The 12642-nt window shown below is 66.2% G+C and carries 11 protein-coding genes; 7 read left to right on the top strand and 4 right to left on the bottom strand.

Going from position 1 to position 12642, the window contains the following annotated elements; genetic code table 11:
* The first annotated feature begins 6 nt into the window (after positions 1-6).
* Genes AC1DQQ_RS00645 through AC1DQQ_RS00635 form a run of 3 tightly spaced genes read left to right on the top strand, consistent with a single transcriptional unit; the run spans position 7 to position 3883 of the window.
* Positions 7-1059 carry a serine hydrolase domain-containing protein gene (locus AC1DQQ_RS00645; protein ID WP_478043978.1) on the top strand — a complete coding sequence of 351 codons (1053 nt, stop codon included), beginning with the start codon at positions 7-9 and terminating at the stop codon, positions 1057-1059.
* On the top strand, positions 1056-2300 hold the full coding sequence (locus tag AC1DQQ_RS00640) for an exo-beta-N-acetylmuramidase NamZ family protein (RefSeq protein WP_478043977.1): 1245 nt from the start codon (positions 1056-1058) through the stop codon (positions 2298-2300). Before AC1DQQ_RS00645 ends, AC1DQQ_RS00640 begins: the two co-directional genes overlap by 4 nt.
* Positions 2300-3883 (top strand): sodium:solute symporter, encoded by a 1584-nt coding sequence (locus AC1DQQ_RS00635; protein WP_478043976.1) that lies wholly within the window; start codon positions 2300-2302, stop codon positions 3881-3883. The genes AC1DQQ_RS00640 and AC1DQQ_RS00635 overlap by 1 nt, the downstream gene beginning before the upstream one ends.
* Before the next feature lie 33 nt (positions 3884-3916).
* On the opposite strand, the gene AC1DQQ_RS00630 is transcribed toward AC1DQQ_RS00635, so the two are convergent.
* Together AC1DQQ_RS00630 and AC1DQQ_RS00625 are read right to left on the bottom strand one after the other, a co-directional pair.
* Positions 3917-4978, bottom strand: a complete 1062-nt coding sequence (locus tag AC1DQQ_RS00630) for a class I SAM-dependent methyltransferase (protein WP_478039827.1) — start codon at positions 4976-4978, stop codon at positions 3917-3919.
* A 113-nt stretch (positions 4979-5091) separates the two neighbouring features.
* Complete coding sequence (locus AC1DQQ_RS00625) at positions 5092-5493, bottom strand: SRPBCC family protein (RefSeq protein ID WP_478043975.1); 402 nt, start codon at positions 5491-5493, stop codon at positions 5092-5094.
* Positions 5494-5619: 126 nt separating this feature from the next.
* On the opposite strand from AC1DQQ_RS00625, the gene AC1DQQ_RS00620 reads away from it, so the two are divergent.
* Complete coding sequence (locus AC1DQQ_RS00620; protein WP_478039823.1) at positions 5620-6210, top strand: bifunctional transcriptional activator/DNA repair enzyme AdaA; 591 nt, start codon at positions 5620-5622, stop codon at positions 6208-6210.
* Between the two features lie 139 nt (positions 6211-6349).
* Here the strand turns inward: AC1DQQ_RS00620 and AC1DQQ_RS00615 are convergent, their stop codons facing one another.
* On the bottom strand, positions 6350-7366 hold the full coding sequence (locus AC1DQQ_RS00615) for an LLM class flavin-dependent oxidoreductase (protein ID WP_478043974.1): 1017 nt from the start codon (positions 7364-7366) through the stop codon (positions 6350-6352).
* Positions 7366-8271 carry an ATP-grasp domain-containing protein gene (locus AC1DQQ_RS00610; RefSeq protein ID WP_478039819.1) on the bottom strand — a complete coding sequence of 302 codons (906 nt, stop codon included), beginning with the start codon at positions 8269-8271 and terminating at the stop codon, positions 7366-7368. The genes AC1DQQ_RS00615 and AC1DQQ_RS00610 overlap by 1 nt, the downstream gene beginning before the upstream one ends.
* Positions 8272-8470: 199 nt before the next feature.
* On the opposite strand from AC1DQQ_RS00610, the gene AC1DQQ_RS00605 reads away from it, so the two are divergent.
* The 3 genes from AC1DQQ_RS00605 (at position 8471) to AC1DQQ_RS00595 (ending at position 12642) form a co-directional block, all read left to right on the top strand.
* Positions 8471-10342 carry an ABC-F family ATP-binding cassette domain-containing protein gene (locus AC1DQQ_RS00605; protein ID WP_478039817.1) on the top strand — a complete coding sequence of 624 codons (1872 nt, stop codon included), beginning with the start codon at positions 8471-8473 and terminating at the stop codon, positions 10340-10342.
* A gap of 282 nt (positions 10343-10624) precedes the next feature.
* Positions 10625-12178 carry a WS/DGAT/MGAT family O-acyltransferase gene (locus tag AC1DQQ_RS00600; RefSeq protein ID WP_478043973.1) on the top strand — a complete coding sequence of 518 codons (1554 nt, stop codon included), beginning with the start codon at positions 10625-10627 and terminating at the stop codon, positions 12176-12178.
* Complete coding sequence (locus tag AC1DQQ_RS00595; RefSeq protein ID WP_478043972.1) at positions 12178-12642, top strand: phasin family protein; 465 nt, start codon at positions 12178-12180, stop codon at positions 12640-12642. Before AC1DQQ_RS00600 ends, AC1DQQ_RS00595 begins: the two co-directional genes overlap by 1 nt.

Genomic DNA, 12642 nt, shown 5'->3' with positions numbered 1-12642 from the left:
ACCGAGGTGAACGCCTGGGTCGCCAAAAAGGCGTTTCCCGGCGCGGTGCTCGCGGTCGGGCAGCATGGCCGGCTGCTCGCGCTCAAGGCGTTCGGCCGGATCGACTCCTCGGCCGATGCGCCGCCGATGCCGGTCGACGCGATTTTCGACCTCGCCTCGCTCACCAAGGTGATCGGCACGACCAGTGCGGCCGAGATCCTCTACGATCGCGGGCAGCTCGATCTCGACGCTCCGGTAGTACGCTATCTGCCTGAGTTCGGCGGCACGCCGGGGCACGACACGATCACCGTTCGCAACCTGCTCAGCCATAGTTCGGGCCTGCAGTCGGCGGACGGGCTATGGCGGAACGCCAAGGATCGGCAGGATCTGCTGCGCCAGATCTACGGCACGCCCACGCTCACGCCGCCCGGGACAGTGTTCGCCTATCGCGACACCAACATCATCCTGCTCGGGGAGATCGTACAGCGGCTGTCTGGTCAGCCACTCGACCGTTTCCTCGCACGCGAAGTCTTCGCTCCGCTCGGCATGAAGGACACCGGCTTCCGCCCGTCGCGCGCCCTGCTGTCGCGCATCGCGCCGACCGAGCAGGACGACACTTTCCGCCACATGCTGGTGCGTGGCGTCGTCCATGACGAGAATGCCTATATGATGGGCGGCGTCGCCGGCCATGCCGGGCTGTTCTCGACCGCGCGCGACCTGGCGGCGCTCGCCCAGCTCTATCTCAACCATGGCAGTTATCGCGGCAAGCAGCTGATCAAGGCGAGCACGATCGCCTTGTTCGAAACCCCGCAGAACATGCCGCCCGGCAGTTCGCGCGCGCTCGGCTGGGACATGCCGTCGCCCGGCGGCTTCACCGGTCCGCTCGCCTCGCCCCACGCGATCATCCATACCGGCTTCACCGGCACGTCGATCTATATCGACCCCGATCGCGACGCGTTCGTCGTCCTGCTCACCAACCGCGTCAATCCGACCCGCAACAATGCGTTGATCGGTCAGGCGCGACCGGCGATCCACACGGCGGTGCTGTCGGTGCTGGACGGGACCGCCCCGAAACAATGAGGCGCGGGCTCTTCCTCGTGCTGCTCGCACTGGTCGCGGCGACGCCCGCCGCCGCGCGTGTGCGGACGGGGATCGACGTGCTGGAGGACCAGCGGTTTGCACCGTTACGTGAGATCGCGGCACGCCATGGCAGGCATCTGCGACTCGGTATCCTCGCCAACCCGGTGAGCAGGGACGGCCAGGGGCGCCGCACGATCGACGTGCTGCGCGAAGACGCGCACGCCGCGGTGCCGGGGCTCGATGTGGTGCGACTGTTCAGCGGCGAGCATGGCATCGACGCCGCGACCGACGACACCAATATCGACGACGAGATGGACAGAGCCAGCGGGCTGCCGATCGTCAGCCTGTACGGCAAAACCGACGCCGAGCGGCATCCCAACGCGCAGCAGCTCACCAACCTCGATGCAATCGTCATCGACCTGCAGGATGTCGGCGTGCGCTACTGGACCTTCCAGACGCTGACCAAATATTTCCTCCGGGCAGCGGCCGCCAACAAGGTCGAGGTAATCGTGCTCGACCGGCCCAATCCGATCAACGGGATCGCGGTGCAGGGACCGGTCTCCACCGCGGGGATCGAGGACTATACCACGCCGTTCCCCGAGCCGATGCGCCCCGGGATGACGCTCGGCGAACTGGCGCGGATGTTCAACGGCGAAGAGCGGATCGGCGCGCGGCTCACCGTGATCCGCATGACCGGCTGGAAGCGCGGCGACTGGTATGACGATACCGGGCTTATGTGGATCAACCCCTCGCCCAATCTGCGCAGCGTGAACCAGGCGACCGCGTACGCCGGCACCGCTCTGCTCGAAGGGACCAACGTCAATATCAAGGGGCCGGGCGACGGGCCGTTCCTCCGTTTCGGTGCGCCGTGGATCAAGGGTACCGAGCTCGCTGCCCATCTCAACGCGCGCGCAATCGCAGGCGTCAGCTTCCTGCCGGTGAGCTATGTGGCGGCGGCCGACAAACTCTATCCGTTCGCCGGGCAACGCGTCGAAGGAGTCGAGATCCTGATCCACGACCGTACGCGGCTCGACGCGCCGGCACTGGGCGTGGAGATCGTCGCCAGCTTGTGGAAACTGTACGGCGCGGCGTTCCAGATCGATCGCGTCGACCGATTGCTGCGCAACCGCACGGTGTTCGACCAGATCAAGGCCGGCAAGGACCCACGGGCGATCGCGGCGAGCTGGCAGGCCGACCTCAACCGCTTCAAGGCGCGCCGCGCGCGCTATCTGTTCTACTGATGGCGACGTCGCTGCCATTCGGCCTGCTCGATTGGGTCGTGATCCTCTTCTACATCGCGCTGCTCGTCGTCGGCGGCTGGTGGTTCACGCCTCGACATACCGGCACCGCGAAGGAGTATTTCCTCGCCGGCGGCAACGTCCCCGCCTGGCTCGCCGCGATCTCGGTTCTGTCCGCGACCCAGTCGGCCGCGACGTTCCTGGGCGGGCCCGATTTCGGCTATCATGGCGACTTCACCTATCTCGGCACCAATCTGGGCGGCCTGATCGGCGCGATCTTCGTCGCGCGCGTCCTGATCCCGCGTTTCTATGCCGCACGCGTGACGACCGTCTACGAACTGCTGACCCTGCGCTACGGGATGCTGGCGACGCGCTGCACGGGCGCGATGTTCCTGGTCGGACGCGTGCTGGCCAATGGGGCGCGCCTCTATCTCGCGGCGATCGCCGTCGCGATGGTGATGACGTCGACGGTCAGCGCGCAGGGTATCGTGATCGCGGCGACGGTGCTGGTCGTCGCCAGCTTCCTGTCGACCTTCGTCGGCGGATTGCGGTCGGTGCTGTGGATCGATCTCTTCCAGTTCGTGATCTTCCTCGGTTCGGCGATCGCCGTGCTGGTATTCCTGCGCCTGTCGATCCCGGCGACCAATGCGGAGATCATCCAGGGCCTCGCGCACGCGCCGGGGAATATCGACAAATTGCGGCTGTTCGACTTCTCGCTCGATCCGTCCAAGCCCTTTTCGCTGCTCGCGATCGTCACCGGGATCGCGCTGCTCTACGTCGCGTCGTCGGGGCTCGACCAGGACACGACGCAGCGGCTGCTCGCGTGCCGCGATGCGAAGACCGGCGCGCGCAGCCTCTATTGGTCGGTGTTCGCCACGGTGCCGGTAGTGGCGATCTTCATCACGATCGGGCTGCTGCTCCACGTCTTTTACGATCGCGCCGAGTTGATGGGCGGCACCACCGCGATCGCCGGCCAGGCGTTCGATGGCGAGAAGATCAGCATCTTCATGCACTATATCCTGACGCAATTGCCGTCGGGGCTGCGCGGGCTGGTCACTGCGGGCATCGTCGCCGCCGCCGTCGCCACCACCAATTCCGCGCTCAACGCCATGTCCTCGGTGCTGATCCAGGATTTCTACCGGCCCTGGCGCGAGCGGCGAAGCGCGGCCGCCGAATATCACTATGTCCAGGCCGGGCGCGCCGGGATGGGCGTGATCGGCGTGGCGATGCTCGGGGTCGCGGTGCTGTCCTTCTATTGGCAACATTATGCCAAGCTCGGCCTGCTCGAGTTTGCGCTGCAGGTGATGGTGTTCGCTTATGCCGGATTGCTCGGCGTCTATTTCGCCGCCGTCCTGACACCGCGCGGGAATAGCGGATCGGTGATCGCATCGCTGATCGCCGGTTTCGTCACGGTGCTCCTGCTCCAGCCGGGGATCGCCACGGCGATCGGCCTGCCGACGGCGCTATGCCACCTGGCCTTTCCGTTCCAGCTCTGCATCGGGACGACGGTCGCCTTCCTGATCGCGATCACGCCTCGCGGCACGCCAAATCCGGAAGGCTCCACCGCAGGGACGGCGGGCGGCTGATCCTCGACCGCCACTCCGACCGATTCTCCGACCTCACCGCGCCTCGAGCACCATGTTGAACGGTCCCTCCGCCGCGCGCCGGACTGACTCGAACCCGCCTTGCCGGATGACCTCGGTCAGCTTTGCCTCGCCGGCCTGTGCGCCCAGGCCCTCGCCGACTTCCTGATCGAGCGAGGTCGGCACGCAGATCATCGTCGAGGCATTGTAATAGAGCCGGCCGACCGGGTTCATATTCTGCGCCGGCGCGTCGCCGGCGATCGGCTCGACGATCATCCAGCTGCCACCCGGCGCCAGGATGCGCCGCATATGCCCAGCGCAACCGCGCGGGTCGCCCATGTCATGCAGGCAATCGTACATCGTGATCAGGTCGAAGCCCTGTTCGGCGATATCCTTCGCGGTCGCCACCTCGAACCGCACGCGATCGCCCAGCCCATGCTCGCCGGCATGGCGCCGCGCTTCGTCGATCGACGGCTCGTGGAAATCGTATCCGACGAAATTGCTCTCGGGATAGGCCTCAGCCATCAGCAGCGTCGAAAACCCGACCCCGCACCCGACATCGGCGACCCGCGCGCCGGCGTGCAGCTTGGCCTCCACCCCGTCGAGCGCGGGAATCCAGGCCTGCACGATGTTGTTGACATAGCCCGGGCGGAAAAAGGCACCGGTCGCACAGAACAGGCAGCCGGCATGATCCCCCCAGCGCACGCCCTTGCCCTCGCGAAAACATTCCTCGACCTTGGGCTCGGCCTCGATCATCGCGGCGACCAGCTCGAACGCGCCGGCGAGATAGACCGGGCTGTCGCGGTGGTGGAACACCATCGCCTGTTCGGGCGACAGGCTGAACTGCTCGCTGGCCGGATCGTAGTCGACATAGCCGTTCGCCGTCTGGGCCAGCGCCCATTCGCGCACATAGCGTTCGTGCAGGCCGCCCGCGCGATGCGCCAACTCGGCGGCGGTCGCCGGAGCGTCGGCCAAAGCGTCGAACAACCCCAGACGAAGGCCCAGGCGGACGGTCGGCACACTCATCGCGCCACCCAAATCTCCCAGCATCTTTCCGACAAAGGCATGAAATTTCGCGTCGTCGATAGCGGCAGCCATGGCATGTCTCCCCATGCGTGATGCGCCCGACACTCCATCTTTCGCGGAGTCACGGGCGTTTTATCACAGCGCCGAGGCGGCCGCGAATCGAACGTCGAGCGGCGACGCGCGGCTCAGCGGCTTCCCTCGAAATGCGCCTTCATCATCGCCAATCCATGCGCCATCGCGGGCGAGACCTGATCGACCAGCGCGTCCGGTAGGAGATCGGCGATCCAGGCGACGTGCGTGCCATCGGCCGCGGCCGTGACGGTCAGGACGCCGTTATGATGCTCGAACTCCTTGATCGTCCAGACCAGACGCTGCGCATCATCGTCGATCGAGACGATCGTCTCGTCGAACACCWGCCCATTGACGAAGGTGACCCGGCGGACCGGCGCGCCCTCGCAGGGCAGCATCTCGGTGGCGGTGACGAAACCCGGCACGAGGCGATCGTGCAACCGGCCGACATCGCGCGCGGCGTTCCACACCTCGTCGGGATTCGCCGCGATGAAAGTCTGATGATGAATCGAGGCCATGACATTCTCTCCGATCGTTGGATCACCATCGGATATCGCCATTGCCCCAATCCGGCTGGCAGGATTCGGACGCGGTCAACGGGATCGGGCGACAGGGCGAGCGCGACCATTTATAGTTGGATGGTGATGACACGGCCCGCCGACCCGCCAGCCGAACTCGATTTCGAATTCTGCGAGCGTGTGCGCTACGCGCGCGATGCCGCGTTCGACGGCGCGATATTCATCGCCGTCACCTCGACCCGGATCTATTGCCGGCCGGTCTGCCCAGTGCGCCAGCCCATGTCGCGCAACGTCCGCTATTTCCCAAGCGCCGCCGCGGCGGAAGCAGCCGGCTTCCGGCCATGCCTGCGCTGCCGGCCGGAAACCGCGCAGCATTCGCCAGCCTGGCGCGGTGCGCGCGCCACCGTCGATCGCGCACTCCGGCTGATCGAGCAGGGTGCGCTCGATCAGGCCGGCGTCGAGGCCCTGGCCGAGCGCCTGGGGATCGGCGGGCGTCATTTGTCGCGGTTGTTCCGGCGCTATCTCGACACGACACCGCTCGCGGCGGCGCGCACGGCGAGGATTCAGCGCGCCAAGCGGCTGATCGACAGCACCGACCTCGGCATGACCGAGATCGCGCTCGCCTCGGGCTTCGGCAGCGTGCGATCGTTCAACGCCGCGTTCCAACAGGTCTATCGCCGCCCACCCACCGCGATCAGGCGACGCGCAGCCGGTTAGGGTCGTTTTCAGCCTTGCTGATCGGTGCCGGCCCGCTCCCCCACCCGGCTTCCCATAGAATATCCTGATTGGGAGGCCGGGTGGGGGGAGCGGGCCGGTGCCGCAACCGTTTCAGCTTTGCTGAAACAACCCTAGACGCTCAGGCGGTGCCCATCACCTGCACCGCGAACCGCTCCATCTCCTCCGTTTGCGGGCTCATCTGGAGCAGCAACAAGTCGAGGCCGGCATCTTCATATTCGGCGATGCGCTCCTTGAGCTGTTCGGGCGTGCCGACCAGATTGGGGCGCAGTCCACGGTTCGACACCGAATATTCCTGGATCTTGAGTTCGCGTTCAAGCTGGGTGCCCGACAGCCATTGGTCGAAATTGGCATAGCMGGCGGGCAGGTCGCTGACCGTGGTGATGCGGTCGAGCTCGCGCTTGGCCTCGGCCTCGCTGTCGCGGACGATCGCATAGGCCGCCATGCCGTAGTGCATCGGCGCGCCGCCGGCCGCCTCGCGCCGTGCCGCCATATCGGCGATCTTGGGCGCGATCGCCTCGGCCGGATCGCCGTGCATCACATAGGCGTCGCATTGCGCCGCGATCATCGTCTTGGCCTTCTCGCTCTCGCCGCCGGCATAGACCGTCGGGCGTTTGGCGGGTTTTGGCGAGCAGATCGCATCCTCGGTCTTGTAGAACTGGCCGTCGAAGCTGAAGCGTTCCTTGGTCCACAGCCCGTCGACCACCTTCAGCCATTCCTCGGTCCGCGCGTAGCGATCGTCATGCTGATCGAACTGCAAGCCATATTGCCGCGCCTCGTCCGCCCACCAGGACGACACAACGTTGAGCGCGAGCCGCCCGTTGGAGATACGATCGATATTCGCCGCCGCTTTGGCGAACAAAGCCGGGTGGTGGAAATTGGGGCGTACCGCGACCATCAGCTCGATCTTGTCGGTCACCGCCGCCAGCGCCGCCGCGGTCGACCAGGCATCGAGCGCGGGCTGCTCCACACCCTTGATGTCGTTCAGATTGAGCTCGGCGATCAGCGACAGGTCATAGCCCCATTGCTCCGACCGCTGGGTCAGCCGCTTCACATAATCCCAGCTCGCCTGCATCCCCTCATCGGGGACGTTCCTGAGCCAGCCGCCGAACACCGGCATCCAGTAACCGTAGCGCATCAGGATTCGGCCTCCGCAATGAGAGTGTCGAGCCAGTCGATCAGCTTTTCGTGCGGATCCCAGCCGAGCACGTTCAGCGGCTGGGCGACGAAATTCGACAGCGCGTTGATATCGTAGAAGCGCGGCGTGCCGTCGCGGTCGTCGATCATCACTTCGATCCCGCCGACGTCGAGGTTCATCGCGCGGGAGATGGTCTCTACCGCCGTGATCAGCTCGGGCGCGGGCTCGATCGCCTTCATGCTGATGGTCGAATCGGCGACGCAGGCATCGGCCGGACACAGGTCGAACGCGCCGCCGCCAACAATCTCGATCGCGTAAAGGTATTTGCGGTTCAGCGTCTCGATCCGCGTGATCGTCCCGCCGCGCGCCGGCACATAATCCTGCACCAACAGGACGCCATCGACGCTGACCGGCAATTGCTTCTCGGCCACCGCCCAGCGCAGCTCGGCCATATTGTCGAAGCGCATGATCCCGGCGCCCGACCCGCCGATATTGGCCTTCACCACCAGCGGGAACGACAAGGTCGCCGCGGCCGCTTCGATATCGGCGGCGCGATGGACGACGCGGGTTTCGGGAATGCCAAGGCCCAGGCCGGCGATCAGCGCGAGCTGGCGCGCCTTGGACGCGTCGATCGCCATGACGTCGGCGCCGTTGACCACGCGTGCGCCCGAGCGGCGCCAGTGATCGAGTAAGGCCATAGTGTGGAAGATCGGATGCTCGTCGGCGCGCAGGAAACTCGACATCGCGATGCGGTTGAGCACCACCGGCGCGGGGATTTCGGTGTTGGCCGGGTTCCAATAGCCGTCGGGACCGAACGAATTGTAGGAAACGCCGCGGCGATCGAGTGCGGCGAACAGCGGGGCGAACCACTGAGGATGTTCGTAGAGAATCGCTAGGTCGGTCACTTCATTCCTCGTCACCCCGGCCTTGTGCCGGGGTCCAAAGCGCAACTGGGACTCGCTCGAGCCTCGCCTCCGCCGCTTGCCGCCCGTTGGACCCCGGCACAAGGCCGGGGTGACGGTTTTGGGTAGCGCGCAGTAAATAAAGGCGCTGCCTGCCTGTGGATAGGCAAGCCCGTCACCACCTGCTACAGGCGCGGCCCTCATGCTCAATCTGACCGACATCACGGTCCGCCTCGGCGGGCGGACGATCATCGACGGCGCCACCGCGAAGCTGCCGCCGCGCAGCCGCGTCGGGCTGATCGGGCGCAACGGCGCCGGCAAGACGACGCTCGTCCGCGTCATCGCCGGGATGCTCGAGCCCGATACCGGGTCGGTCGACATGCCGCGCGGCAGCCGGCTCGGCTATATCGCGCAGGACGCGCCGGCGGGCGCCGCGACACCGTTCGAGACCGTGCTCGCCGCCGATGTCGAGCGCGCCGCGTTGATGCATGAGTCCGAAACCAGCCACGACCCCGATCGTCTGGGCGAAATCCACGAGCGGCTGAATGCGATCGACGCGCATACCGCACCGTCGCGCGCCGCACGAATCCTGGTTGGCTTGGGCTTCGACGAGGAAGCGCAGCATCTCCCGCTCGACAGTTTCTCGGGCGGCTGGCGGATGCGCGTCGCGCTTGCCAGCCTGCTCTTCTCGCAACCCGACCTGCTGCTGCTCGACGAGCCGTCGAATCACCTCGATCTCGAAGCGGTGCTGTGGCTGGAGGATTTCCTCAAATCCTATCCCGCGACGATCGTTTTGGTCAGCCACGAGCGCGACTTCCTCAACAACGTCGTCGACCACATCCTGCATCTCGAGCGCGGCAAGACCTGGCTCTATCCGGGCGGATACGACGCGTTCGAGCGCCAGCGCGCCGAGCGCCAGGCACAGGCCGCCTCGGCGCGCGCCAAGCAGCAGGCCGAGCGCGAGAAATTGCAGGATTATATCGCGCGCAATTCGGCACGCGCGTCGACCGCCAAACAGGCACAGAGCCGCGCCAAGGCGCTCGCGCGGATGCAGCCGATCGCCGAAATCGTCGACGATCCGTCGTTGAGCTTCGACTTCCCCAATCCCGGCGAATTGCGCCCGCCGCTGATCACGCTCGACATGGCGGCGGTCGGTTACGGCGAGACGCCGGTGCTCAGGAAGCTCAATTTGCGGCTCGATCCCGACGATCGCATCGCGCTGCTCGGCCGCAACGGTAACGGCAAGACCACGCTCGCGCGCCTGCTTGCAGCCCAGCTCGCGCCGATGGAAGGCGCGATGAACGCGACCGGCAAGATGAAGGTCGGCTATTTCACCCAGTATCAGGTCGAGGAGCTCGACAGCGGCGACACCCCGCTCCAGCACATGACGCGGATCATGAAGGGCGCGACGCCGGGCGCGGTGCGCGCGCAGCTCGGCCGCTTCGGTTTCTCGGGCGACAAGGCGACGACGATGGTCGGCAAATTGTCGGGCGGCGAGCGCGCGCGGCTGGCGCTGGCGCTCATCACGCGCGAGGCGCCGCACCTGCTGATCCTCGACGAGCCGACCAACCACCTCGACGTCGATGCCCGCGAGGCGCTGGTCCAGGCGCTCAACGCTTATTCGGGCGCCGTCGTGATCGTCAGCCACGACCGCCACATGCTCGAGATGAGCGCCGACCGGCTGGTGCTGGTCGACAACGGCACCGCGTCGGATTTCGACGGCAATCTGGACGATTATATCGCGTTCGTGCTGGCGAAGGATGCCGGGAGCGAAGGGTCGTCCGAGGCCAAGGTCAGCCGCAAGGACGCCCGCCGCGCCGCCGCCGAAGCGCGCGAACAGAGCCAGGGGCTGCGCAAGGCGGCCAAGGCAGCCGAGGCCGAGCTGGCGAGGCTGACCGAGCAGCGCAGCGTGATCGATCGCGCGATGTTCGATCCGTCGTCAGCGGCGCCGGATCTCGCCAAGCTGACGATGACGGCGCTGATGAAGCACCGTGCCGAGGTCGAGGCGAAGATCGAGGCGGCGGAAGCTGCGTGGCTGGAAGCGAGCGAGAAGCTGGAGCAAGTGGCGGCGTAAAAACTCCTTCTCCCCTTGTGGGAGAAGGAGGGAGGCGCGAAGCGCCGGAAGGATGAGGGGGACTCACAGGCGGTATCGCTCGCAACTCCCCCCTCACCCTTCCGCGGCTACGCCGCTCCCTCCCTCTCCCACAAGGGGAGAGGGAGAATTGGCCGCATCGCGCCGCCTCTTGAGACCCCAGCTTTCGCTGGGGTGACGGCTGTTGGCGATTCGCTCCCCGCTCCTCCCCATGATACGCTCCCTCCCCGACCGGCCTGCGCCGGCGCATGGGGAGAGAGCCTGATGCAGCAATTGAGCGCGCAGGATGCGTCGTTCGTCTATCTCGAAACTCCGCACACGCCGATGCATATCGGATCGGTCGGCATCTACGATCCATCGACCTCGCCCGGCGGGTTCGTGCGGTTCAAGGACATCCTCCGCTTCATTGCCAGCCGGCTCCAGGGCGCGCGCAGTTTCCGCCAGCGGCTGGTCCGCGTGCCGTTCGACGTCGACCATCCCTATTGGATCGAGGATCCCGAGTTCGACCTCGAATTCCATGTCCGCCACATCGCTTTGCCCAAGCCCGGCGACTGGCGCCAGCTCTGCATCCAGGTCGCGCGGCTGCACGCGCGCCCGCTGGATCTGTCGAAGCCCTTGTGGGAATTCACCGTGGTCGAGGGGCTGGACAACATCCCCGGTCTGCCACCGGGGTGCTTCGCGCTGGTCTCTAAGGTCCATCACGCCGCGATCGACGGCATGTCGGGAGTCGAGATGTCGGCCGCCGTCCACGATCTCGATCCGTTGATGGCCGAACCCGACAAGCCCGATACCTGGCAGCCGGAGAATATGCCGCGCGTCGCCGATTTGCTGACCCGCAGCTATTTCAACAATCTGCTCCAGCCGATGCGCATCGCCGAGACGATCGGCCGCTCGCTCCCCGGCATGGCCAAGCTCGCGGTCCAGGCGGGCAAGGGTGATGTCAGCCTGAAGAACTCGCGTGCCGCGCCCAATACGCGGTTCAACGGCAAGGTCGGCGCGCACCGCGTGTGGGACGCCGTGCCGTTCAAGCTGGCCGAGGTGCGCGCGGTCAAGGACGTGGTGCCGAACGCCACGGTTAACGACGTCATCCTGACCGTGGTCGGCGGAGCGCTACGCTCGTACCTGCTCGACAAGGGCGAATTGCCCAAGGAAACACTGACCGCGATGGCGCCGATTTCGGTGCGGCAGGAAGGCGAGAAGGCCGCGCTCGGCAATCTCGTCTCGGCGATGGTGGTCGGGCTCGGCACCCAGATCGCCGATCCGCTCGAGCGGCTGCGCTTCGTCCATGGCGAGGCGGTCAATTCGAAGGCGATGACCAATGCGGTCGGCGCGCGGACCTTGGCCGATTATTCGAAGCTGATCCCGTCAGGGCTCGCCGGGCTCGGGGCGCGGCTCTACACGCGGGTGGGTGCGGCGAACATGCACGCGCCGGCGTTCAATTGCGTGGTGACCAACATCCCCGGCCCGCGCGTGCCGCTCTATTTCTGCGGCGCGAAGATGCTAGCGATGTACGGGACGGCACCAGTGTTCGACTCGATGGGGCTGATCAATCCGGTCTATTCCTATGGCGACACGATCGCGGTGTCGTTCACCGCCGACCGCGACATGCTGCCCGATCCGGACAATTACGCCCAGGCGCTGCGGGAGTCGTTCGAGGCGCTGAAGGCCGCGGCGACGCAACCGGCCACCAAGCCCGCCAACGAGAACAAGCCTGCGCCAAAACCGCGCGCCGCGGCGAAACCGCGCGCGGCCGCTAAACCCAAAATTCCTGCCAAACCCGCCGCCAAGCGGGCACCTCGTGCCAAAGGAGCTAAATGATGGCGAAGAAGGTCAAGGACGCGATCGACAAGGGCGCCAAGCGCGCCAAGGACGCGACGGACAAGGCCGCCGCGGCGACCAAGAAGGCAACCGACCGCGCGGCGAAAGCCGCGAAGGACGCCACCGACAAGGTAGCCGGTAGCGCCAAGGCCGCCGCCGACCGCGTCGAGGGTGCGCGCGAGACCCTCAAGAAATCAGGCGAAAAGATCAAAGCCTCGGGCGAGAAGATCGCCAAGCAGGGCTCGGCGGTCAGCATGAAGATGATCGAGCATGCCGAGGAGAATACGCACCAGGCCTTCGCCGCGATGCGCGCGGCGGCGAGCGCAAAGAACCCGGCGGAAGTGGCCAAGATTCAGGGCGACTATCTCAAGCAACAGGGCGCCCGCGCGCTGGCGCATGCGCGTGAGATTGGGGAACTGATCCTGCGGTTTGGGCGGGATGCCGTGGGGGAAGGGAAGAAGTAG

Source organism: Sphingomonas sp. P4_G3 (assembly GCF_056401105.1).
Note: the sequence above shows the minus strand (reverse complement) of the source record. Positions and strands in the feature narration are given on the sequence as shown.

Excerpts from the sequence above, each read along its gene's own strand:
- AC1DQQ_RS00605 (WP_478039817.1), top strand. The coding sequence starts at position 8,471 with ATGCTCAATCTGACCGACATCACGGTCCGCCTCGGCGGGCGGACGATC.
- AC1DQQ_RS00600 (WP_478043973.1), top strand. The coding sequence starts at position 10,625 with ATGCAGCAATTGAGCGCGCAGGATGCGTCGTTCGTCTATCTCGAAACT.
- AC1DQQ_RS00630 (WP_478039827.1), bottom strand. The coding sequence starts at position 4,978 with ATGGCTGCCGCTATCGACGACGCGAAATTTCATGCCTTTGTCGGAAAG.
- AC1DQQ_RS00620 (WP_478039823.1), top strand. The coding sequence starts at position 5,620 with ATGACACGGCCCGCCGACCCGCCAGCCGAACTCGATTTCGAATTCTGC.
- AC1DQQ_RS00640 (WP_478043977.1), top strand. The coding sequence starts at position 1,056 with ATGAGGCGCGGGCTCTTCCTCGTGCTGCTCGCACTGGTCGCGGCGACG.
- AC1DQQ_RS00635 (WP_478043976.1), top strand. The coding sequence starts at position 2,300 with ATGGCGACGTCGCTGCCATTCGGCCTGCTCGATTGGGTCGTGATCCTC.
- AC1DQQ_RS00595 (WP_478043972.1), top strand. The coding sequence starts at position 12,178 with ATGGCGAAGAAGGTCAAGGACGCGATCGACAAGGGCGCCAAGCGCGCC.